The sequence below is a fragment of the Trinickia symbiotica genome, assembly GCF_002934455.1.
Lineage (GTDB): Bacteria > Pseudomonadota > Gammaproteobacteria > Burkholderiales > Burkholderiaceae > Trinickia > Trinickia symbiotica.
In genome coordinates this window covers 57068-77777 of the sequence record NZ_PTIR01000023.1, presented here as the reverse complement: position 1 = coordinate 77777, position 20710 = coordinate 57068, and the positions used below count along the sequence as shown (strand labels likewise).

23 protein-coding genes and 2 pseudogenes are annotated in these 20710 nt (G+C 60.4%); 12 read left to right on the top strand and 13 right to left on the bottom strand.

Features of this window, described 5'->3' with window-relative positions; all coding sequences use genetic code 11:
• Nucleotides 1-145: 145 nt before the first annotated feature.
• Entirely contained in the window at nt 146-547 is a 402-nt protein-coding gene (locus B0G57_RS31180; protein ID WP_158256630.1) for a hypothetical protein, read from the bottom strand.
• A 307-nt stretch (nt 548-854) separates the two neighbouring features.
• On the opposite strand from B0G57_RS31180, the gene B0G57_RS25960 reads away from it, so the two are divergent.
• A complete protein-coding gene (locus B0G57_RS25960) occupies nt 855-1658 on the top strand; it encodes a sulfite exporter TauE/SafE family protein (protein WP_018441768.1) in 804 nt (267 codons plus the stop codon).
• Nucleotides 1659-1691: 33 nt separating this feature from the next.
• Nucleotides 1692-1910, top strand: a pseudogene (locus tag B0G57_RS25955) (VOC family protein); the annotation flags it as partial.
• An 86-nt stretch (nt 1911-1996) separates the two neighbouring features.
• Here the strand turns inward: B0G57_RS25955 and B0G57_RS25950 are convergent.
• The 3 genes from B0G57_RS25950 to B0G57_RS25940 form a co-directional block, all read right to left on the bottom strand.
• Nucleotides 1997-2707, bottom strand: a complete 711-nt coding sequence (locus B0G57_RS25950) for an Imm52 family immunity protein (protein ID WP_018441766.1) — start codon at nt 2705-2707, stop codon at nt 1997-1999.
• A gap of 160 nt (nt 2708-2867) precedes the next feature.
• Complete coding sequence (locus B0G57_RS25945) at nt 2868-3587, bottom strand: Imm52 family immunity protein (protein ID WP_223258741.1); 720 nt, start codon at nt 3585-3587, stop codon at nt 2868-2870.
• Between the two features lie 119 nt (nt 3588-3706).
• Entirely contained in the window at nt 3707-4054 is a 348-nt protein-coding gene (locus B0G57_RS25940) for a hypothetical protein (protein ID WP_018441764.1), read from the bottom strand.
• 343 nt (nt 4055-4397) lie between these two features.
• On the opposite strand from B0G57_RS25940, the gene B0G57_RS25935 reads away from it, so the two are divergent.
• The 5 genes from B0G57_RS25935 to B0G57_RS32430 all read left to right on the top strand — a co-directional run bounded on the left by B0G57_RS25935 (nt 4398) and on the right by B0G57_RS32430 (nt 7102).
• Entirely contained in the window at nt 4398-4757 is a 360-nt protein-coding gene (locus tag B0G57_RS25935) for a helix-turn-helix domain-containing protein (RefSeq protein WP_018441763.1), read from the top strand.
• 92 nt (nt 4758-4849) lie between these two features.
• Nucleotides 4850-5083, top strand: coding sequence for a SymE family type I addiction module toxin (locus B0G57_RS25930; RefSeq protein ID WP_026229864.1), 234 nt, complete (start codon nt 4850-4852; stop codon nt 5081-5083).
• Nucleotides 5084-5373: 290 nt separating this feature from the next.
• The gene (locus B0G57_RS25920; RefSeq protein WP_018441761.1) at nt 5374-5715 is read left to right on the top strand and encodes a helix-turn-helix domain-containing protein; all 342 of its coding nucleotides are present in this window, start codon (nt 5374-5376) and stop codon (nt 5713-5715) included.
• A gap of 224 nt (nt 5716-5939) precedes the next feature.
• The gene (locus tag B0G57_RS25915; RefSeq protein ID WP_199189652.1) at nt 5940-6884 is read left to right on the top strand and encodes an AAA family ATPase; all 945 of its coding nucleotides are present in this window, start codon (nt 5940-5942) and stop codon (nt 6882-6884) included.
• On the top strand, nt 6776-7102 hold the full coding sequence (locus B0G57_RS32430) for an AAA family ATPase (RefSeq protein ID WP_399278820.1): 327 nt from the start codon (nt 6776-6778) through the stop codon (nt 7100-7102). The genes B0G57_RS25915 and B0G57_RS32430 overlap by 109 nt, the downstream gene beginning before the upstream one ends.
• A gap of 198 nt (nt 7103-7300) precedes the next feature.
• On the opposite strand, the gene B0G57_RS25910 is transcribed toward B0G57_RS32430, so the two are convergent.
• The 3 genes from B0G57_RS25910 to B0G57_RS25900 form a co-directional block, all read right to left on the bottom strand.
• Entirely contained in the window at nt 7301-7492 is a 192-nt protein-coding gene (locus B0G57_RS25910) for a hypothetical protein (RefSeq protein WP_018441759.1), read from the bottom strand.
• Between the two features lie 96 nt (nt 7493-7588).
• Nucleotides 7589-7906: a YnfA family protein gene (locus B0G57_RS25905; RefSeq protein WP_018441758.1), complete on the bottom strand. Its 318-nt coding sequence runs from the start codon at nt 7904-7906 to the stop codon at nt 7589-7591.
• A 2-nt stretch (nt 7907-7908) separates the two neighbouring features.
• Nucleotides 7909-8964 (bottom strand): cation diffusion facilitator family transporter, encoded by a 1056-nt coding sequence (locus B0G57_RS25900; RefSeq protein WP_026229862.1) that lies wholly within the window; start codon nt 8962-8964, stop codon nt 7909-7911.
• An 81-nt stretch (nt 8965-9045) separates the two neighbouring features.
• On the opposite strand from B0G57_RS25900, the gene B0G57_RS25895 reads away from it, so the two are divergent.
• Nucleotides 9046-9381: an ArsR/SmtB family transcription factor gene (locus B0G57_RS25895; RefSeq protein ID WP_018441755.1), complete on the top strand. Its 336-nt coding sequence runs from the start codon at nt 9046-9048 to the stop codon at nt 9379-9381.
• A 93-nt stretch (nt 9382-9474) separates the two neighbouring features.
• On the opposite strand, the gene hpnI is transcribed toward B0G57_RS25895, so the two are convergent.
• Nucleotides 9475-10707 carry a bacteriohopanetetrol glucosamine biosynthesis glycosyltransferase HpnI gene (gene hpnI, locus B0G57_RS25890; RefSeq protein WP_020566309.1) on the bottom strand — a complete coding sequence of 411 codons (1233 nt, stop codon included), beginning with the start codon at nt 10705-10707 and terminating at the stop codon, nt 9475-9477.
• A 344-nt stretch (nt 10708-11051) separates the two neighbouring features.
• On the opposite strand from hpnI, the gene B0G57_RS25885 reads away from it, so the two are divergent.
• The gene (locus tag B0G57_RS25885) at nt 11052-12740 is read left to right on the top strand and encodes a hypothetical protein (protein WP_018441753.1); all 1689 of its coding nucleotides are present in this window, start codon (nt 11052-11054) and stop codon (nt 12738-12740) included.
• A gap of 160 nt (nt 12741-12900) precedes the next feature.
• Here B0G57_RS25885 and B0G57_RS25880 read toward each other — a convergent pair whose 3' ends face one another.
• From B0G57_RS25880 to B0G57_RS25870, 3 genes are all read right to left on the bottom strand, one after another.
• The gene (locus B0G57_RS25880) at nt 12901-14253 is read right to left on the bottom strand and encodes a TRAP transporter large permease (RefSeq protein WP_018441752.1); all 1353 of its coding nucleotides are present in this window, start codon (nt 14251-14253) and stop codon (nt 12901-12903) included.
• A gap of 5 nt (nt 14254-14258) precedes the next feature.
• The gene (locus B0G57_RS25875; protein ID WP_018441751.1) at nt 14259-14738 is read right to left on the bottom strand and encodes a TRAP transporter small permease; all 480 of its coding nucleotides are present in this window, start codon (nt 14736-14738) and stop codon (nt 14259-14261) included.
• A 94-nt stretch (nt 14739-14832) separates the two neighbouring features.
• Nucleotides 14833-15819 (bottom strand): TRAP transporter substrate-binding protein, encoded by a 987-nt coding sequence (locus B0G57_RS25870; protein ID WP_018441750.1) that lies wholly within the window; start codon nt 15817-15819, stop codon nt 14833-14835.
• A gap of 453 nt (nt 15820-16272) precedes the next feature.
• Between B0G57_RS25870 and B0G57_RS25865 the strand changes: the two genes are divergently transcribed.
• The 3 genes and pseudogenes from B0G57_RS25865 (at nt 16273) to B0G57_RS25855 (ending at nt 19338) form a co-directional block, all read left to right on the top strand.
• On the top strand, nt 16273-18420 hold the full coding sequence (locus B0G57_RS25865) for a glycoside hydrolase family 28 protein (protein WP_026229860.1): 2148 nt from the start codon (nt 16273-16275) through the stop codon (nt 18418-18420).
• Between the two features lie 130 nt (nt 18421-18550).
• Nucleotides 18551-18981, top strand: a pseudogene (locus tag B0G57_RS32425) (STM2901 family protein).
• The gene (locus tag B0G57_RS25855) at nt 18982-19338 is read left to right on the top strand and encodes a DUF1493 family protein (RefSeq protein ID WP_018441747.1); all 357 of its coding nucleotides are present in this window, start codon (nt 18982-18984) and stop codon (nt 19336-19338) included.
• A 45-nt stretch (nt 19339-19383) separates the two neighbouring features.
• Here the strand turns inward: B0G57_RS25855 and B0G57_RS25850 are convergent, their stop codons facing one another.
• Both B0G57_RS25850 and B0G57_RS25845 read right to left on the bottom strand, forming a co-directional pair.
• Complete coding sequence (locus B0G57_RS25850) at nt 19384-19686, bottom strand: acylphosphatase (protein WP_018441746.1); 303 nt, start codon at nt 19684-19686, stop codon at nt 19384-19386.
• Between the two features lie 28 nt (nt 19687-19714).
• Nucleotides 19715-20593, bottom strand: coding sequence for a LysR family transcriptional regulator (locus B0G57_RS25845; RefSeq protein WP_018441745.1), 879 nt, complete (start codon nt 20591-20593; stop codon nt 19715-19717).
• Between the last annotated feature and the right edge of the window lie 117 nt (nt 20594-20710).

Genomic DNA, 20710 nt, shown 5'->3' with positions numbered 1-20710 from the left:
TTCGCTTTGTCTCGTTCGAGATCGTCCGAATCAGTCGATGCACGATCGGAGGTCCCACGAACAGCGCTATCCACGGCGACGGCGGCAAGCAATGCCGCGAGGGCGATGGCGGCGGCTTCAAGACCGGAGAGAGGTATCGTTGCCATTAGTGATCCTCTCTGCTTAGTACAAGCTTCTTCCGAAGCACGGCGAGCAAGTCCTTGAAACGGTCGTCGACCGGAGCGCCCGGCTTTTCGAGCCAGTTCGAGATCGCGGGCTGCCCGTAAAAGCCCGGCACCTCCGTTTCGAGCCATAGGAATTTCGCAAGCAGTTCGTCCTCTGTAAGCCCCATGCGTTTGCCTTCGTCATATGCCATGGTCAGCCGGTCGAGTAATTCGGGATCGTCGCCCAGTTTCGGATGGGCGCTGACAATGCAGTTTCGGACGGCTGTGACGAAGCCTCGCTCGTCGCTGGTGAGAAGGTCGTTGAGTTGTTGATCGGTTTTTTTCACGCATAGATCGAGATGTGAAAGTGTTTGCCTTCCGCCTGTCGCACCGTCGAGCGGCATGACAAACGGATCGTTCGCACGAGGACCGGCGACGGCGAGGGCGTCGCAATCGCTGCGGTCCGGCGGACATTCTTCAAGCGCAACGGCGGCAGCGACTCTTTTGAGCAAAGAATCAGACCAACGGACGCCGGCACGATCCAGGCAGTCAGTGCACTTGCGACGTATCCGGATTGGTTACACTTGGCGGTTGTGTAGCGAGTAGGGGGTGGCGTTGCTCGCCGCGATTTCGGAATCGCGCTTGCGCCGGCACGCGTTTGGCAGCATTCGATTACACCCACACCACGATAAGCACGACACCAAACGAACGATGAACGAGCTGTCCCATTTCCACGCTCATGCAGGCCTGTTGTTGCCCGCGCTGCAGGCGCTCGATGCGCGTGCGCTATTCGGCATCGCCGCGGCGCTCATACTCGGCGGAATCGTCAAAGGCATCGTCAGCATCGGCGTACCGATCATTGCCATGCCGATCCTGAGCCAGTTCATGCCGATCAAGCAAGCGGTGCTGCTGCTCTCGATGCCGGTGATTCTCGGCAACATTCCGCAAGCGCTCGAGGGAGGCGAGCTGTTGCCAACCGTGCGCCATATCGCGGCCCCACTCGTGGGTACGGTGCTCGGCAATCTCGTCGGTGTCTCGGTGCTGATATCGCTCGAGCCCCACCATGCGCAGATCGTGGCAGGCGCGCTTTTGGCTTTCGCGGCCATGCTGCTGCTCATTTCGCCGCGATTTTCGCTGGCGCCGCGTTGGATTAAGCCCGTGGGGTTCGTGCTCGGCTTCGGGGCTGCGATGATGGAAAGCATCGCGTCGATTCCCGGGCCGTTGCTCGCCATCTATCTGATCGCGTCGGGTGCGCGCGGCAAAACGTTTACGAAGCAGATGGCGGTGATCCTGGTCGTATCGGTCATCACGCTGCTGATTGCATTCAGGGGCGGCGCACAGGCGAGCGGCTTCGATCTGCTGATTTCGGCCGCGGCGAGTGTGCCCGTGATCGCCGGAATCGTGCTTGCGCGTCCGCTGCGCGACAAGCTGCCGCCGCACGCGTTTCGTATCATCGTGCTTTTGTTCGTGCTTGTGGCCGCGGCGCAGATGATTCGTAAGGCGGTGGGGTGGTAGCGGCAGCAAGATTCCAGACGTAGTGACCGACGGGATCGTCGGGCGCTTGCTCAAGTGCTGCTGTGCCTGTCAGCGGATAATCGCGAGGAGGTGTCCAGCATGGTCGATAAGGCGACTGGTGCCGGCGGCAAGGCAGACCCCACCCCTGTGCAAGACCTCGGCTTTATGTATGGACGCAGCTTCGAGGATCCGGATGGCCATATTTGGGAAGTGATGTGGATGGATCCCAAAGCCGTGCCGCCACACGGTTGATATTTCTCGAACCAGAATCGTGGATCGCCTGGAGGTTCAGCCCGTTTTTGGCGATGCCCTCGGGCGATAGCAGGCGATGGGTCTTGCTATCGGCACAAGAGGTCTTGGTCGGCCAACCGCACTTCGATCGCGTTAGCGATCTTCATGTGCTCGGGATTGTCGGCGGAGAAGACCTCGTTGGCGATGCTGACAATGATGGTGCCTCTCTGTTTATCGCCTTCCATGACCGGCAACAATTCGGCCGCTTCCGGCAACTGCTCCGCTGTGACGATCTTTGCAAGGTACAGCATCCATCCAGCACCCGGCTTGTCGCGGAAGACCTTACGCGTTGTGTAGTACTTCAGAGGTCCAACTTCAATCCCAGCGGCAGCGGGCCATACGTCGAGCAAGCCAATTATGAGTTGTTGCGCCTTCTTCGCATTGTCGAGCGTCTCAGGATTTTGGAATTGAAGTTTGAAAACACAGATGGGGAAGTTGCCGTCGGTGGAGAACGAGACGTAGAACGCGCTTCCCCCGGCTTTCTGTTTACCGTTCCAGACGGAAGTGATTCGATAGTCGGTTGTCCGGTCTTTTCTGTCTTCCGCTCGGAGCATTTCGACGGCAGCAGGCGTTGGACCATCGCGGTCGAAGGCTGGAGTCGCGAGGGACTTCTTCGGTGTCGCCGCGAGCGGATACCACTCTTGCATGGGGAATCCGAACGGCTCAAGCAGTTTGGCGATCTTCCAAAGATAGCGAAGATGCTCCACCTGCGACGGGAGCGCAGCTTGTTGTAGTCGAAAAATCAGGGTTACCTGCATGTCTATGTCACGAGTGGAGTAACGATTCGATCGAAAGCAGTTCTCTCGAAAATAGCTCGAGGTGCCTTCTGTGATTTATTTCAATCATGACGCCGTGGCGCCGCCGATGGCGCCGAACGGCGAGCCCTGATTCGATTCTTGATGTTGCTTGCTCAGCTCGTTACTGAGGCAAGAGGTCCTGATCGGCCAAACGCACTTCGATCGCGTTCGCGATCTTCACGTGCTCGGGATTGTCGACGGAGAAAACCTCGTCGGCGACGCTAACGATGATGGTGCCTTTCTGTCCGTCGCCTTCCATGACAGCGACAAGCTCGGCCGCTTCTGGCAACTCCCGTGCAGTGATCGGCTTTGCAAGGTAGAGCATCCATCCCGCTCCCGGCCTCTTGGGAAATACGGCCCGCGTGGTGTAGTACATCAGCGGCCCAACTTCGATGACAGATGCATTCGGCCATATTCCAAGCAAGCCGAGCACGAGTCGCTGCATGTTGGTCGTGTTTAGAAGTGCCTCGGCAGCGTCGAATTGGAGGCCGAGCACACTAGTCGGGTTGCCGGGATCAACGGACAACGAGACGGAGAAGGCGCTGCCTCCCTCCTTCTGTTTGCCGTTCCAGACCGAAGTGATTCGATAGTCGGTTGTCTTCTCTCTCTTATCTTCAGCTCGAAGCCTCTCGACGGCAGCAGGTGTCGGGCCGTTGTGGTCGAAGGCGAGGGTCTCGAGGGACTTCTTCGCAGTTGCTGCGGGCGGATGCCAGTTTTGAATGGGGAAGCCGAACGGCTCAAGCAGTTTTGCGACCTTCCAGAGGTAGACGAGATGCTCTTGCTGTGACGGTAGCATGGCTTGCTGTAGTCGAAAAATTTGCGTTATTTGCATGTTAGGCATGAAGTAAGGATTCGATCGGAAGAGCTTCGCGCGCAAATTGCTGCGAGAGGAACGCGTGGGAAATGGGCTGCATAAAGTACCAAGTGAGCTTCGCCGGCGGGTTTTTCGTGACGACATCATCAGCGATCTCCTCTTCCGTCCTCGGTCTTCTTGCGAAGCACGTCGAGCAGGTCCTTGAAACGGCCGTCGGTCGGAGCGCCCGGCTTTTCAAGCCAGGTCGAGATCACGGGTTGACGATAAAAGCCCGGTACTTCCATTTCGAGATACAGGAATTTCACGAGGAGCCCGTCCTCTGAAAGCCCAATGCGTTTGGCTTCGTCATATGCCGACGCGAGCCGGTCGAGCAACGCGGGGTCGGCGCCGAGCTCAGGATTCGCGTTGACGATGCTGTCTCGGACAGCTCTGACGAAGTCACGCTCGTTTCCGTTGAGAAGATCGTTCTGTTGTTGGTCTGTTTCTTCACGCATAAGTCGATGTTTGAAAGCGTTTGCCTCCCGTCTGCTCGCGCCGACGAGGGCGCGCCAAACGGATCGTTCGTACGAGGACCGGCAACGGCGAATGGGTCTCGGTTGCATTAGTCCGGCGATGATTCTTGACGCGGGGCGGGCTGCAGCGGCCCTTTTCGGCAAAAAATCAGACCAACGGAAGTCGTTTCCTGGAGCCGAAGGTGAAGGAGGCGTGATGCATCGGCTCGTTAGCCATTCGGCTACGTTCCGCCATATGTTTTTGAGATACACATGGTGATAGTCTTAAGCAATTCGGAGCAAGCCCGCAATGGCGAACTGCCTTTAACGATTTAGGTATTCGAGCATGGAATTTTCACAGCGCTTATTTCGGCTACGTAAAGCACGCGGGCTATCGCAACAGGCCCTGGCCGACCTGATCGGCGTTACCGTCGTGCAGATTTATCGATATGAGAAGGGGGCGTCGCAACCCCCCTTTGCCGCAATTCGGAGGCTAGCAATCGCGCTGGGTGTCAGCGCCGATGCGCTCGTGTTTGATCGCGACGAACGCCGTCCCGATGACAAGTTGCGCTACCACTTCGAAACGATTTCGCGTATGCCGGAGCACGAGCAGCAGATCGTGCGCGAGCTACTGGATGCGCTCATTTTCAAGAGTCACGCGATCAACGAGCAAGCAACGAACTCGTACCTACGCAGCAGGAGGTAAAGAAGGCAAGCGGTAAACGAAGCGCGGGCCGAGAGTGTTAGCAGCACTCACGACCCGCTAACCACAACCCACTCTTCACTGGAGAGCAGATCATGGCTGATGCCAATCATAAGTCACGTAGTCTCGTGTCGGAACGTTTTGTCACCGTTCAGGAATCGAGGCGCTACCAATCGTCGTGGAACAAACCTCCATACCGATACCCGGCGCCGGTGTTTTATCCCTGGCTGAAGCTTGCCGGTCGATGGATCGAGCATGCGGGGTTCCGGCCCGGGCAACGCGTGAAGATCGCTGTCGAAGTCGGCAGGCTGATCATTACCGCTGCTTGAATATGGGCAGGGCCGTGCCACGGTTCTGCTCGCGGGCGGCATTCGCCCATATTTTCGATAAAAGAAAGAGCGGGCGCTCGTCTTTATGTCGCGGAAGCTAGCGTCCGTTCAAAGCGGGGATCAGCCGCAACTTATCGCGCTGTTTACACGGTACGGTATGCGCGAGCGGTGTATGTGGTTCCATTGCTTCCAGAAGAAGTCGATGAGCGCGATTACCACGCCGAACCCGGACCTGGGGTTGGTCGAGCGGCGATTCAAAGCGGTGGCTGAGTTGGAACAGGAGTAGGGACGTGAGCAGGATAGTGACCGTTAACGGCATAGCCATTGAGCAAGGCAGCGACAATCCGTATGCGGACCTAGGCTACCCGGCGGCTGAAGAGATGCTCGTCAAAGCGGGGCTGGCGCACGAGATTGGTGAAATTATCAAGAGCCGGCATCTGACGCACCAGCGGGCGGCTGAGTTGCTCGGTATGCCGCAACCGGAGCTGTCGGAAATGCTGCGCGGCAAGTTCCGAGGAGTTAGCCAAGCCAAGATGATCGACTGTCTGAATCGGCTGGGGCACGATGTGGACATCGTGGTGAGGAAGGCGAAACGGCGCACGATGGGGCATACGCACGTGGTCATGGCCTAAGAAGTCGCAACAAAACGAGTCGAGGGGCGGTCGGCCACTGTCGAAACCTACCTTCGTGAAGGTGACCGCAGCTAGACGTTGGTGGCGCGGCGAGAAGCCATCCAATTCGTCCTCGACGCAATGACCCAACCCGGCCGCGCGCTGCGAATCGGTTCGATCGAGTGCGACGCGGGCGAAGACGCTGGCGAGTTGCGGCTCGTCATCGAATAGAGAAGGGCGTGATCATGCTGCTCAAATCCATCAAACTAGAGAACTTCCTGAGTTTCGGCGATTCAACCCAAGCGGTGGAACTGCTGCCGCTCAACGTAGTGATCGGCCCAAATGGCTCGGGAAAGTCGAACCTGATTGAAGCGATCGAACTCATTCGCTCCGCGCCGAGGGACTTACTGACTCCGATTCGTGACGGTGGGGGAGTGCACGATTGGTTGTGGAAGGGAGCATCGAAGACGCCGACCGCAACGATTGACGCCGTGCTCGAGAATCCCATAGGCGCAGTGGACCTGCGCTATGTCCTGAGCTTTACGGAAGAGGCTCAACGTTTCGAGATATTGGACGAGCGCATCGAGAACGAGCGTCCAGATGCCGGTCACCGCAAGCCGCATCTCTTTTATTGCTTCGAGTATGGCCGCGGTGTCCTAAACGTCAAGGGTAAGGAGCGGCATTTGCCGCACGAGGAAATCGAATCCGCAGCGTCCGTATTGGCTCAACGGAAAGACCCGGACCAGTACCCCGAGCTCACCTACCTCGGCAACGCTTTTTCCAAGATCCGCCTCTACCGCGAGCGGAGTTTCGGCCGCCACACGGCTCCGCGTCTACCGCAGAAGGCGGATCTGCCAAACGATTTGCTGGAACCGGATGCCAGTAACCTCGGGTTGGTACTCAATCGTCTTGGTCGTGAACCAGCTGTCAAGCGGCGACTATTGGAAGCGCTGCGCGCCTTGTACGAGGGCATTGATGATTACGACGTACAGATCGAGGGCGGGACTGTGCAGGTCTTCTTCCATGAAGGTCGCTTTACGGTCCCCGCCACCCGTCTGTCGGATGGCACATTGCGGTACCTGTGTCTCCTCGCCATCCTGATCACCCGAACCCGCCACCTCTGGTGTGCATCGAAGAGCCAGAACTCGGTCTGCACCCTGACGTACTTCCCACTGTTGCTGACCTTCTGAAGGAAGCCTCGGAGTGCACTCAGCTTGTCGTCACCACGCATTCGGACGTGCTGATCGACGCGCTGACGGATCGCCCGGAAGTCGTTCTAGTGGCGGAAAAGACCGCCGGTGGCACGACGCTCAGCCGGCTCGATGCTGAAAAACTCAAACCCTGGCTCGAAAAATATCGTCTCGGCCAGCTCTGGACACGCGGTGAGATCGGGGGGACTCGATGGTAAAGCTTTATGTGGAAGGGGGCGGTGATACGACAGCGCTCAGAACTGTCTGCCGAGAAGGTTTCACGGCGTTCGTCACCAATGCACGAATCACGGCTCGACGGCCGCATTGTTCCTTTTGCTGCAGCAGTACTACATCGAGGGCCTCGTCGCCGGCGCGGTAAACGCTTGAGCCACCGCGGCGAAGACGAGTCTCCCTCGTCAAAGAATCCTGAGCTGACGAATCTTCCCGATCTGCGGTGAGCGCTTGAGAATCATGTCGGTGATGTACTCGACCAGGAGCGCGCGCGGCACATTGTCCGGCACTCCCTCCACAAGCTGCGTCGGAACATGAACGATGAATTCGTCCGGTTTGCTCTTCAGGCTGTGCTCGTAACTTACGCGGTAATCCATGATTTTGCCTAACGTTGGTGCGGCTGTTGCAGTGCTGATTCTACCGGTCCCGTGAATCTCGGAGGGATAGAACACTGGCTGCGCGTGCGTGACCCCTCACTTGGGTTGAAAGGCAATAACAGCCATTCCTCCGACAGTCAAAGCAACGCCAAGGCAGTCCCACCCCGTCGGGCGGATACCTTCGACAATCCATAGCCACAGAATAGCGACAGCGATGTAAACGCCGCCGTATGCGGCGTAGGTCCGGCCAGCCGCCGCCGGATGCAGTGTGAGCAGCCAGGCGAACGCCGCCAGACTGACGGCTCCCGGCACGAGGAGCCACGCGCTCGCCCCTTCGCGAAGCCAGCGCCATGGCAAATAACAGCCGAGTATTTCGGCAACGGCGGTGATAGCGAAAAGCGCGAACGTCTTCACGCTCAATGACAGTCCTTCGCGCCGGCCCCGCCACGAGCGGACGCGTGCTGGTCCGCGCACTCGTCGTGCTCGATCTGCACGGTGACATGATCGATCTTGAACTGCGTCGCCAGCCGGCGCTGAACCGCCTTCACGACATCATGCGGATCGGCCTCGACCGCAGGATGCACATGCAGCGTCAGCATATGCTGCTCGCCTGTCATCGACCATGCGTGGATGTGATGCGCATCGCGCACGCCCACGACGTTTTGCTCGAGGTCCGCTTTGATGTCGGCCAGGTTCACGCCCGCAGGGGTGCCTTCGAGCAAGATATGCGCGGACGACTTGACGATACCCCATGCGCTCTTGAGGATCACGAGCGCAACGAATATCGACAGAATCGGGTCGATGGGCGTCCACCCGGTAAGAAGGATGACGCACGCCGCTACGATGGCTGCCGCCGAGCCGAGCATGTCGCCGAGAACATGCAGCCAGGCTCCGCGCAAATTGAGGTTTTCGCGGTTGCCGCCGTGCAGAACCGCGAACGCGGCGATGTTCGCGGCAAGACCCGCGATCGCCACAACGAGCATCGTCTTGCCGACGACGGGTACCGGTGACGCAAATCGCTGGATGGCCTCGATCACGATCCACGCGGCGATGACGAACAGCCCACATCCGTTGACGAATGCAGCCAGAATCTCGAGGCGCTTATAGCCATACGACAGTTCGGCCGTTGCCTCGCGCCGGCCGTAGTGAATCGCGAACCAACTGAATCCCAGCGCGGCGGCATCGCTCACCATATGGCCCGCATCCGCCAGCAGCGCGAGGGAGCCTGCCATCAGGCCGCCGACGATCTCGACGATCATGAAGACGGCGATGATGACGAATGCCCAGCCGATGCGGTGCTGGTCCGTTACGCCGTGCAGATGGTTATGGCCGGCATGACTGTGCCCTGCATGACCGTGGCCGGCGTGGTCATGTCCCGCATGGTCATGGGCATGATCGTGGCTCGCATGCGAGTGACCTCCACCATGGTTGTGGGCCGCATGGCCGGAACCGTGGTCGTGATTGTGTGCCATCGGACTGTCGCTCTGCTGGATTCTGGATGGGCTATTATATACACATATAAGTATGTGTTAATGTGAAATATCGGAGGCGAGATGCGGCCGTTCGAATTGAGCGACGACCAGGTCACGGAGTTGTCGGAGATGTTTCGGCTGATGGGCGATCCGACGCGCCTGAAAATCATTGTCTCTTGCCTGAGCGCGCCGATGTGCGTCACCGACATTGCGGCGAAGCACGGTCTGTCTCAGCCGCTCGTCAGCCATCATTTGCGGCTGTTGCGCGCGGCTCGCGTGCTGCGGGCTGAGCGCCGCGGGAAGCAGATTTTCTATGAGGCGGCGGACGAGCACGTGAAGCGCGTCATCGGCGATATGGCAGACCATGTCTGCGAGCATCCGGGCTCTGAATTCGAGGAGTCGGCGAAGGAAGCGTGAGCTTCTGGCAGCCAAGCGTTGGAAAGTGCGCCCGCGCGCGCCGAGCGGAAAGGCGCGTCGTCGTTTGGCGATGAAAACGACCGTAAGTCCTGCTCAATCATCTTGAAGCGGATTCAAAAGGCCTTTCGGGCCGACATCGAAACTGGCGCCGCGCCAGACCACGCGCGTCGAGAAGAAACTCGCGATCAGGATCGCGACCGAGTAGAGGTCCCGCAACGGCAGCAACCATAAGTCGCGGCACCGCTCGTGCACCGCGGCGTCAGCGACTAACTTCAGTGCGACGCGCGCCAGCAGCGCGACGATCGCGAGCGGCCATGACCATATCGCACCGCCGGACAAGCCGGCCGCCATGAGCGCGAGCGGGAACGGGTGCGTGAGCACTGAGCCCAGATGGCCAAGCGGATCCATGATGCGCAGCGAGCGGCTCCAGCGAAGCTCGTGCGCAGTCAGTGCGCTGAAAGTCGGTTCAGCCGAATTATGGGAAATGACGATCGGCGGGATGGCGGCCTGCTCGCCCGCGCCCCGCACTGCTTCGCCGATAGCGTTGTCTTCAACGAGGATGTGCCCAAAGCGCGCGAAGCCGCCAATCCTGGCGAGCGTCTCGCGCCGCGTCGCGATCGTCTGCCCAAAGCATGGCCGGGCGATCCTTAGTGCAAGCCCCGTAACGACGCTTGGCAGGAAGTTGTAGTTGATGCCCTGCGCCGATAGGTGCGGCCAGAATCCCGGCGCCGGTCGGCCGCGGTAAAGGCAAGTCACGAGGCCGACGTTCGGTTTTTGCAACTCGCCGATGACACGCCGGAGATAGTCTGGTGAGACGCGGATGTCGCTATCGGCAAATACGAAAACATCGTGCACTGCATGCGGCATCATGTTGATGAGATTGCTGACCTTTCGATTCGGGCCATGCAGGCGCGGATCGATGATGACGGTGATGTGCGCTTCCGGAAAAAGCTGCTTCAATTTCTCGACGGCTTTTAACGCGGGGTCTTCGCTTTGCTGGACGCCGAACAGGAATTGGATGGCGCCCGCATAATCTTGCCGGCAGAAGCTTGCGAGGCCGTCGAGAAGCCCCCATTCGTCGCCGGATAGGGGTTTTACGATCGTGATGGGCGGAAAGCTCGAGGGTTCGGCCTTGGGCTTCTTGAAGAATCGCCAGACCAGTGCGGTCGCCGCGAACGTGTACACGATACCGACCGATGCACATAAGGCGAAGAATGCCGCTAGTGCTGTAAGAAGGATGTCAGCGGCTGTGGGATCGATGCGGGCGATGCCTTCCAATGCCGCTGGAGTGCCGACCAGACAGGCGAGCCATATGACGTACCTCATTCACCGAGCTTCCAAAAAATACCGCAGGCGGGCCGCAGCCCGGCATACGAGGTAGGTCTTGCACACGCGCGCCCGCGTGCCATACGACAGTCCTCCATTCAGCTCCCGCATATTTCCTGCCACGGCCTCGGATACCGCGGTGGTCCCGCATCAATGTCGGTCAGATGGTCGCGCCGCCAGCCTCCGGGGGTTAACCGGAGAGCAATACACCGATAGCCTTCCTCGCTTAGCACGGCCAAATAGCTGCAATCAAACGGTCATCAAGCGCCTCTAGGGTAGCGCGTGGTTCACCTGCTGGTCCGTCTTAGAACAAATCCACTCGATTCCCCTGCGGAGACTCCAGAATGACAACGACGTCCCTTCGTCCGACAAATCATCGCCCGTTGCAAGCCGGGCGCGCTTCGCTTTTCGCGCTGACCTTGATTGCCGCCAGCCTCAGCGCACACGCGGAGCAGTCCGACTCGCACCGCGACAGCCATTTTTATCCCGGCATGTTGGTAGTCAGCCGGAGCGTTTACGACAACCTTTCGAGCAACGTTCAAACCGGGGCAATCCTCCCGCCGAACTGCGCCAGCACCAAAGGCGGCTGCGGCGCGGCGACCGGCGCTCCGTACGACGGCACCTACCCGTACGTCTGGAACAACGATCTCTATGACGGCAGCTTCGGCATCACGTCGCGAGTCTTCCTCGATCAAATCACGCCGGGCGGGGCGCTCGTCAGCACGCTCGAGGTGCCGAACAGCTTGCAAAGCGGCTCGACGCACGACGAGCTCGTCACGAGCTTCAGCTCGAAGTCGGAGCTCGGGCTGCACCTCTCCACGAACGGCAAGTACCTGACGTTCATGGGATACGTCGCGCCCGTCAACACGCTCGACGTATCGAACTCGAACACGCCGGACGCGGTCGATCCTACCAATCCCGTCGGCCAGTCGTTCTATCGCGCTGTCGCGCGCATGGACCGCGAAGGGCATTTCCGCTTCACGGAAACCAACGCCTACAGCGGCAACAACGGACGCAGCGCGATTCTGAACGACCGCGACGGTGAGGACGTGTTTTACACCGTCGGCAATGCCGGCAATGGCGCGAACCCGCAACCGGATGGCGTGATCCTCGGCGCCGGCGCGCAGCTCGTCGTTCCTTCGCATGAGTCCGAAGCGAAGCAGATCCCCGGTACGCCGACGCCGGTCGGCAGTTTCTCCGTCACCGAGCTCGGTGCGAAGGCGGACAAGATCGGAAAGGACGACAACTTTCGCGGCATGACGATCTTCAACAACGTCCTGTACTTGACGAAGGGCAGCGGCGGCAACGGCGTCAATACCGTGTACTTCCTCGATACGACGGGCAACGCGTGTCCGTCGGGCGTGGGTGTGCCGGGGCCGAACGCAAAGCTTCCGAGCACAGCGCTCGCCTATAACGCGGCGACGCTGCAAAGCTCAGGGCTGCCGAACAATCTTTGCATTCTGGCCGGCTTCCCGTCGACGCCGAACAAGACGGCTACTAAGCTTTCCTATCCGTTCGGCCTCTGGTTCGCCGATGCGAATACGCTCTATGTGGCCGATGAAGGCGACGGCTACGTGGGCGGTGCGGATCTCGATACGCATGCCGGAGCGCAAACGACGGCAGGGCTGCAGAAGTGGGTGTACAACGCCGCCACGAAGACGTGGACGCTCGCGTACACGCTGCAGGCTGGCCTCGACCTCGGCAAGCCGTACGCGGTGCCGGGCTACCCGGCCGGGTACAACTCGGCGACGGGCCTGCCGTGGGCGCCCGCGACGGATGGGCTGCGCAACCTGACGGGCCGCGCCGACGACGACGGCACGGTGACGATCTGGGCCATCACGTCGACGGTCAGCGGCAATGGCGATACGGGCGCTGATCCGAACAAGCTCGTGGCGATTCGCGATCTGCTCAAGAACACGAGCGCCGCGTGGGCTGCGCACGAAAAGTTCGTGACGCTGCGCACGGCGGGGTTCGCTGAAGTGCTTCGCGGCGTGTCGTTTGCGCCGGGAACGGATTTCGACCGGCGGTTCTGATGTCGATGTGGACGTCGCGGATCTGATCCGCGACGAGTGTCTCGGGCGGCACGGCGCAACGCTCTCTCTTGCGGCCACGGGCTCATCATCGGGCCCGCTCCGCAGCCTTGCCGCTTCGCAATGCCGCCTGAGCGCATCGCGCCAGGCGGCCCGCACCGAATCAATAAACCGGATGTCCGCTGATGAGGCTGGGCAGCCAGGTCGAGAAAAACGGCAAATACGTCACGATATTGATCGCACTGAATATCGCGAGGTAATACGGCCAGGCAACCTTCGTCGTTTCCCCGATCGAGACATTGCCGATCGCGCATCCGACAAACTGCACGGACCCGATCGGCGGATGCACGAGCCCGAGCGAGCAGTTGAGCAGCAGCATGATGCCGAACTGCACCGGACCGACACCGCAAGCCATCGCAATCGGCAGGAACAGTGGCGTCGTGATCAGGATGTGCGCCGCCATGTCGACGAACGTGCCGAGGAACACCTGCAGGACATTGATGTAGAGCAGCATCAGCCAAGGCGCGGCGCTCGATTGCTTCAGCAACGCCTCGATCGCATCCGGAATCTCCAGATACGACATCTGGAAGCGCAGCATATTGGACACGGCGATCAGCAGCAAGACAACGCCCGTCGTGCGCGCGGCGTGCGACAGGGCGCGCCACAGCTTCGCGCGATTGAGCGTGCGGTAGACGACAGCCGTGAGTACGAGCGAGTAGACCACGGCGATCGCGGCGGCCTCCGTCGCCGTGGCAATCCCCTTCGCGACACAGACGAGAATGATGGCAATCACCATGAGCCCCGGCACAGCGCCCGCAAAACTGCGCGCGACGGCATACCAGCCCGGAAACTTCGGCAATTCGCTCGACCCATCGGCGCGACGCGGATAACCGTGACGCACGGCCTGCCAGTAGGCGGCGGCAAGCACGAAGCCCATCACCCACAGCACCGGCAAAAGGCCCGAAAACAGCAAGTCGCCGATCGACACGCCGCTCACCGGATGCCCATTGAGCATGCCCGTAATGCCCTGCGCGGCGAAAGCATAGATGATCATGTTCGTTGACGTCGGCATCAGCGCGCCGGCCAAGGACGCGTGCGTCGTCACGTTGACCGCATACGCCGCGCTATAGCCTTCGCGCTTCATCAACGGAATGACCACACCGCCCATCGCCGACGTGTCGGCCGTCGGCGAGCCCGAAACGCCGCCGAAGAGCGTGCAAGCGACGACATTCGCCATGCCGAGACCGCCGCGGAAGTGGCCGACGGCGGCCTGCGCGAACCGCAGGATGCGGTCGGCAATGCCGCCGTGCAACATCAGCTCGCCCGAGAAAATAAAGAACGGCACGGCGAGGAACGAGAAGGCATTCATTCCCGAGACCATCGACTGCATCGCGGTCGCAATCGGCAGGCCTTCGGCGAAATAGGTGGCCACGCACGAAAGCCCGAGCGCGAACGAGACGGGCACGCCGAGGACGAGAAACAGCAGAAAACTGCCAGCGAGGATCGCAAGTTCCATGACTTTTAACGGTGTTCGTGACTACGGAGCGCAAGCAAGTGCTCGAGCGAGAAAAGGATCATCGCGATGCCGGCCGGAAGCGCGATCATGTAGCGCAGTCCCTCGGGCAACCCGAGAATCGGAATACGGTCTTCCATCGTCGTGCTCGCCATGCTCCCGCATCCGACGATGATCGCGATGGCGAATCCGATCAGGCACAGGTGCTGGAATGCGATCGCTACCGTGCGAGCCTTCGGCGATAAGCGCTGCACGAACGAATCGAGGCCGATGTGGCCGCCGTCGCGAACTTTCAACGCGGCGCCGAACATCGCGATCGTGACGACGAGCAGCAGTGCGATGGGCTCGACAAAATCGGGCGCGTTATCGAAGACGTAACGCATCACGACGCCGTAGAACACGAGCACGGTGAGTGCGATGAGACAGACGGACGCAACGATGGCGAGCGCCCGAAAGAGCGCATCGTTCGAGCGCTTGAGGAGCTTCATGACTTCGGTCCTTCAACGAATACCGCCCGCCTCGCCGCCGGCCATCGGCCGGAGGACGTGCGGGCGTTGCCTGATGAACGCGCGTCGCGCGTCGTTACCTGATCGCCTGGATTTCGTCGACGATCTGCTTCATCTCCGGCGTCTTCTCGTACTTCGTCCAGAGCGGCTGCATGGCCTTCACGAACGCCGCGCGGTCCACCTGCGCCGCGGGGATGATCTTCGCGCCGCCCTTCGTCACGGTGTCCTGCGCCTCGGCTTCACGCGCGGTCCACAATTTCTGGTAATAGGGCACCGAATCGGCCGCCGCCTTCTTGATGGCCGTCTGTTCCTGCGGCGTCAGCGTATCCCATACCTTCTTCGAGAACACGAGCACTTCCGGCGTCATCGCGTGCTGCGTTTCCGAGTACTCCTGCGCGACCTCGAAGTGCTTCGTCTCTTCGTAGGACGGCAAGTTGTTTTCCGCTGCGTCGACGAGCCCCGTCTTCAGACCCGTGTAGACCTCGGCGAACGGCATCGGCGTCGGCGTGCCGCCCATCGCCTTGATCTCGTCGACCATCAGGTCCGACGGCTGCACTCGCACTTTGAGGCCCTTCATGTCGGCGGGCGTACGCACCGGGCGCTTCGCATAAATCGAACGCGCGCCGCTCTCATAGAAGGTCAGCGCGATCATGCCCTTCGCTTTGAACGCATCGAGGATCTTCTGACCTTCGGGGCCGTACATCACCTTGCGGAAATGATCGATGTCGCGGAACAGGAACGGGAACGACGGAATGAGCGACTCGGGCACGATCTCGTTGAATGCGGCACCGTTCGCGCGAACCATGTCGATCGCGCCAATCCGCACTTGATCGATCGTGTCCTTTTCGGAGCCGAGCGCGCTGTTGCCGAACACCTTGATCGAGTCTTTGCCGCCGGTCTCCTTCGAGAGCTCGTCGCTCATGAACTTCACGGCCATGTTGGTCGGGAAGTTGTCGCCGTGCACGTCCGCCGAGCGGAAAACGCGTGCCTGCGCGGACATGGCGAAGCCGGCGAGCAGCGCCGCTGCAAGCGCCACGCGGGAGCGTGTGAATGTCTTTTTCATCGTCAGTTTCCTGGTTCTAAAGCCTGTCTCCGAAGATCGTACATCGTACGACACGTTGCGCGACTTTACGGATATGCGTCTCTTCGCTCACTCGGTAGTTACCCTTAGGTGCGCGGAATGAGGGCGCCACGGTAGGATAAGCGGGCCGTCGTGCTGCGACTCGGCGAGGCAAGCGTTCGAAGGAAATTCGAAGGTTTCGCGAAAACGGAGAATTGTCACGCGCGATAATCGCGATCGCGCGATGGCTATTTCTTCCGCTGCGCTTGCTGCGCTAGATGTTGTAGGACGACTGATGACGATGATCGCGTACGAAGGGAGATGCCCGCTCCTTGTCTCGTACGGCCGCACCGTCCCGCGGAGGGGCCGGTGTCGAGTTGCCCGATCTCGTCTGCTCCACAGAAAAAACCAACCGGCATCGCCTGCCAGCGAGGCCACGACATGGAGACACGCGTCATGACATCCCGCTTTCCCGCTTTGAAGAGAAGATCGAGGCCCCTTGGCCTGTTCGCGGCGCTATTGGCCGCCGCCACGACGTTGGCCGCATGCGGCGGCAGCGACGACGCGCCGATCGCAGCCGCCGCGACACCGACGGTCAACAGCGTCTTCCAAGTCGGCACGACGACGTTCGATGCAAACTTGCCGGCAGAACCGACGCTGCCGACCGATGCGCAAGTTTGCAGCACGCTCGAAGCGAGCAATTCGCTCGTGAGCCGGCCGGACGGCTCGCTGCCGCCGGAAGCGGATCCTTCTATCGTGGGCGTGGGCAAGGCGGTCTCCACAGCCACCGCGAATCCGGACCAAGCTCGTATACAGGCGGCACTCGATGCTTGCGGGGCATCCGTCGATGCCCAAGTTGGCACAACGATCGCGGCTGCCGACGCCGCCGCGACCGCTTCCGAGGTGGCGGCCGCGGTTCCTAACGTCAACATCTCCGGCGCGTCGGGTGACGAGCTGGCCAAATCCAAGTACCGCGCCACCAAGTTCGCCGTACGGCTCGTCGTGAGCAGCACGGGGCCGGGCAACAGTTTCATCAGCGGTCCGTTGACGCTGCCGTCTGGCGTGACGCTATGGATCGACAAGGGCGCTACGCTCTACGCATCGCGCGACGTCAAGGCTTATTCGCCGAACGTGGCGGGGCCGTATTGCGGCAATACCGCCGTCAGCGCGACGAAGGCCGGCAGTTCGTCCAACTGCCTGGCGCTGATTACCGGAACAAACCTCGTGAACTCCGCCGTGGTCGGCGACGGGCGCATCGACGGACGCGGCTATGCGGAGATCGTCACGTCCGATGCGAAGTATCCGTTGATGAAAGTCGATCTGACGTGCTCGAACACTTACGCGGCCTACAAGACCGGCACCGTTGCAGCCGACGGCACCGCTTGCGATGACGGCGGCACGGTCGTCGATTCAAAGTCGCCGGCGCGCAACATGACGTGGTGGGACCTTGCCTATCTCGGCAACATGGTCGACAACGGCACGACCGGCGTCGGCTCGCAGTCGAACTTCCGTCTGATGGTGTTCAACTACGCGAAGAACCTGTCGCTCTATCGAATCACGCTGAGCAACAGCCCGAATTTCCATGTGGTGCCGAGCGGCGTCGACGGTTTGACCATATGGGGCGTGAAGGTGCAGACGCCGAACCTCGCCGCGTTCGCGAATCCCGCAGGCAATGGCAACCCGCTTTATACGGGGCAGACCTTCAATCGCGACAACGTCAAGAACACCGACGCGTTCGATCCGGGCTCGGCATCGAAGGCCATCTCGGCGACGCTATCGACGGGCAGCACGACGACGTCCGCGAGTCCCATCTCTTTCGACGGTTATCTAAAGAACTTCGTGTTCGCGTACAACTACGTGAGCACGGGCGACGACGATATCGCGCTCAAGGGGAGCGCCAATCCGTCGCCGGCCGGCTCGGGGCTGTTCGGCATCGACGGCAACCGCGACGTGAGATCCGATCGCAAGTGGGGCGTCGTCATTGCCCACAACCACATCTATTGGGGGCATGGGATTTCGATCGGCAGCGAAACGAATGCGGGCGTCACGAACGTGCAGGTCTTCGACAATTCGTTCTGGAATTCCGAGGAAGGGCTGCGTATCAAGTCAGACTATGCGCGCGGCGGCGAGGTCAGCCACATCCAGTACTCGAACATCTGCATCCAGGATGCGACGAACGCGTTGTTGTTCACGCCGTACTACAGCACGAAGGCCGTGCCGTCGACCGGTCCGCTGTATCCGAACTTCCATGACATCTCGCTCAACAACGTCGTGATCATGGGCAATGCCGGTGTGAAGCTGCAGGGGTTCGAGGCCAACACGGGCGGCTTCGGAGAGCCGGCCTTTCCGCTCGTGATGTCGCTGACGAACGTGGTGGCGGATACGCCGACGGGGATCTCGCTGATCTCGTCCGACGCCAATCTGACGGTCCAGCATGTGAATCTGCCTATTGCCGCATCGACGGCGAACCGCGTCGTCGTCAACGGCACAGTGCAGGAGAACCTGCCGACGAGCAGCGTGCTCGATTGCAGCAAAGCGTTCGTCGACTTCCCCGGGATCGATCAATCGAGCATTTTCGGGACGACATGGGCGTCTTTGCAGTAGCGGTCTGATCGCGGCGACTCTCGAGGGCGGCTCGAGGGTCGGCCGAAGCGGCGTAAGGACGCGGTGTTCTTGATCGCTGCGCGCGTGTCGGCTATCCTCGGCTCAAAAGTTAGACAAAAGAGAGGGCCGAGTGAGCAACACTTATCGATATGGCATACCCGAGGGGCTGACGCCCGCCGAGCTGTTCTTCCTCGTCGTGCTCGACGAAACTTGCAAGCAAACCGGCATCGAGGACCTTGTCAGCGTCTCGATGATTTGCTTGGGCAGCGTTTTATACCGACGAGGGGAAAATTCAACGGCGCAGTCAAGGGCACGTCAATCGCCTCGGTCGTCTCGCGAAGGCTCCTTCCATACGAGATCAAGCGAAAAGTGCTGCCCACCGTTACATCGTTCACTAGCTTGGTGACGCTGCGACTCAAGTTCACCGGCAACCTCGGCGTCTTTGTCGGGCGCGCGATACCGGGGGTAGGCTGGGTGGTATTTGCCTCCGACGCGTCAATGATCATTTTCCGTTCTGTCAACGCGTACAACCGGATGGTGAAGCCGGAGGATAGACTGTAAATGCCCGAATCAAACGAGACATGGGTACAGCTCGTGAGATTCTTCGAGCCAAGGCTTGCGAAACCGATCTTTGGCGAGAACCGGCTTACGAGGAATACCGATCTTTACCACGACCTGGACATGGAGCCGGACGAGATTGAGCAGGTACTGCGCGAATGGGCTACTGCGTTCGACGTCGACATGTCCGCTTTCGACCTTGGGCACTATTATCCGGCCAGTGAACTCAATCGGAAGGACTTCTTTGTCACGCTGCTCAAAGTGCCGTTCAGCAAGCGGGCTCGAGAAACGCTAGGCGGGTGGCAACTCACGCTGGGGATGTTGGAAGACGCTATGCGCAGCGGCAAGTGGGTGATCTAGCGCCTGGTTCCGACAAGCGCGGCAGCGGCACTGACGCGCCGCGCCTCAAACCGTGGGTAGCTGCTCGAACCCGTTGAAGCGCGGAAACGGCGGCGCGATGTCGGCAATCTCCATTTCCTCGACCAAAGCGGTCGGCATCCCGTCCTCCAGCCACTCGCACATCTCGGCAACCTGCTCGGTCGATCCTTGCAACATCGCCTCGACCGATCCGTCCATCCGATTGCGCACCCATCCGCTGATGCCCAACGCCCTTGCGTGCTCGACGCACGCATCCCGATACCCCATACCTTGCACCGTTCCGCGTACGCGCACGAGTCGGGTCTCAAGCATGCTCTCGCTGGATTCCATCGCGATTTCCCTCCACGCGAAGTCCTGCCTAAGCTTGCAACGCTCTTAGCGCCCGCTCCACAGCCTCCGAATCGCGCTCGGCGAACGTACTATCGTGCCTGCGCGAGATCCTGTATAGCGCAATGTCAGGCGGGGGCTGATGCGCGAGTCGGTGGATCGAGCAACCCGTCTGCGCGCGCAACGCCTCCACCATGAACGACGGCACCAGCGCCCACGCGCCCGGACGCTTGAGCAACGGCGCAAGTAAATGGCTCTTATCGGCCGAGTTCAGCGGCCTGAGCAGCCCGCGCTTCGTGCGCCACAAATCGAACTGCCCCGACCAGGGCAGGTAGACCTCGCGCGAGTAATCAAAGCTCGTCAAATCGGCGCACTCCTCGATCTCCTGCTCTCCGTTTTGCGGCATGTAGGCGATCCGCATGGCGTAGCTTCGAATTCGAGTCGATACGAGATCGGCATGGTCGGCGGGCGACAAAGTAAATGCGGCGTTGAGGTGTCCCGATGCGACTCTGTTTGCCAGCTGCCAGTACCGCCCGCTTTCCAGGTGCAGGCGGATCGGCGGATCTTCGCGCGATAGTTCGGCCACGAACGGCGGCAGCACGTGGATCGCAACGGCATCGACAGCGCCAATCGCCAGATAGCGATCGCTTTCCATTTTCAACTGCTCGGCCTCCATCTCGAGGCGCTTCCACCGTTCGGCGATATCGAGGAACCGCTCGCCATGCGGCGTGAGCGCGATTCGTCGCGAGCCGCGCGACCGCAGCAGCAACGAATGGCCGATCCGTCGTTCGAGCGCCTGAATGCGATAGGAAACCGTCGACTGCGTCGCGCATACGATCTCCGCCGCTTGCAACAGGCTTCCGGTGCGCACGACCGCTAGAAACGTATTGATCTCTTCGCTGAACAACATATCGATCCCTTCGATATGACGTAAATAAAGAACGACATTGACCGATATTTAACGCGTCTCTAGCCTTGATGCAAGCGGATGAGAAGAAGCCGCCTCTACCCCACATGTAAGCATCGG

Excerpts from the sequence above, each read along its gene's own strand:
- B0G57_RS31180 (WP_158256630.1), bottom strand. The coding sequence starts at position 547 with ATGCCGCTCGACGGTGCGACAGGCGGAAGGCAAACACTTTCACATCTC.
- B0G57_RS25960 (WP_018441768.1), top strand. The coding sequence starts at position 855 with ATGAACGAGCTGTCCCATTTCCACGCTCATGCAGGCCTGTTGTTGCCC.
- B0G57_RS25950 (WP_018441766.1), bottom strand. The coding sequence starts at position 2,707 with ATGCAGGTAACCCTGATTTTTCGACTACAACAAGCTGCGCTCCCGTCG.
- B0G57_RS25945 (WP_223258741.1), bottom strand. The coding sequence starts at position 3,587 with ATGCCTAACATGCAAATAACGCAAATTTTTCGACTACAGCAAGCCATG.
- B0G57_RS25940 (WP_018441764.1), bottom strand. The coding sequence starts at position 4,054 with ATGCGTGAAGAAACAGACCAACAACAGAACGATCTTCTCAACGGAAAC.
- B0G57_RS25935 (WP_018441763.1), top strand. The coding sequence starts at position 4,398 with ATGGAATTTTCACAGCGCTTATTTCGGCTACGTAAAGCACGCGGGCTA.
- B0G57_RS25930 (WP_026229864.1), top strand. The coding sequence starts at position 4,850 with ATGGCTGATGCCAATCATAAGTCACGTAGTCTCGTGTCGGAACGTTTT.
- B0G57_RS25915 (WP_199189652.1), top strand. The coding sequence starts at position 5,940 with ATGCTGCTCAAATCCATCAAACTAGAGAACTTCCTGAGTTTCGGCGAT.
- B0G57_RS25910 (WP_018441759.1), bottom strand. The coding sequence starts at position 7,492 with ATGGATTACCGCGTAAGTTACGAGCACAGCCTGAAGAGCAAACCGGAC.
- B0G57_RS25900 (WP_026229862.1), bottom strand. The coding sequence starts at position 8,964 with ATGGCACACAATCACGACCACGGTTCCGGCCATGCGGCCCACAACCAT.
- B0G57_RS25895 (WP_018441755.1), top strand. The coding sequence starts at position 9,046 with ATGCGGCCGTTCGAATTGAGCGACGACCAGGTCACGGAGTTGTCGGAG.
- hpnI (WP_020566309.1), bottom strand. The coding sequence starts at position 10,707 with ATGAGGTACGTCATATGGCTCGCCTGTCTGGTCGGCACTCCAGCGGCA.
- B0G57_RS25885 (WP_018441753.1), top strand. The coding sequence starts at position 11,052 with ATGACAACGACGTCCCTTCGTCCGACAAATCATCGCCCGTTGCAAGCC.
- B0G57_RS25880 (WP_018441752.1), bottom strand. The coding sequence starts at position 14,253 with ATGGAACTTGCGATCCTCGCTGGCAGTTTTCTGCTGTTTCTCGTCCTC.
- B0G57_RS25875 (WP_018441751.1), bottom strand. The coding sequence starts at position 14,738 with ATGAAGCTCCTCAAGCGCTCGAACGATGCGCTCTTTCGGGCGCTCGCC.
- B0G57_RS25870 (WP_018441750.1), bottom strand. The coding sequence starts at position 15,819 with ATGAAAAAGACATTCACACGCTCCCGCGTGGCGCTTGCAGCGGCGCTG.
- B0G57_RS25865 (WP_026229860.1), top strand. The coding sequence starts at position 16,273 with ATGACATCCCGCTTTCCCGCTTTGAAGAGAAGATCGAGGCCCCTTGGC.
- B0G57_RS25855 (WP_018441747.1), top strand. The coding sequence starts at position 18,982 with ATGCCCGAATCAAACGAGACATGGGTACAGCTCGTGAGATTCTTCGAG.
- B0G57_RS25850 (WP_018441746.1), bottom strand. The coding sequence starts at position 19,686 with ATGGAATCCAGCGAGAGCATGCTTGAGACCCGACTCGTGCGCGTACGC.
- B0G57_RS25845 (WP_018441745.1), bottom strand. The coding sequence starts at position 20,593 with ATGTTGTTCAGCGAAGAGATCAATACGTTTCTAGCGGTCGTGCGCACC.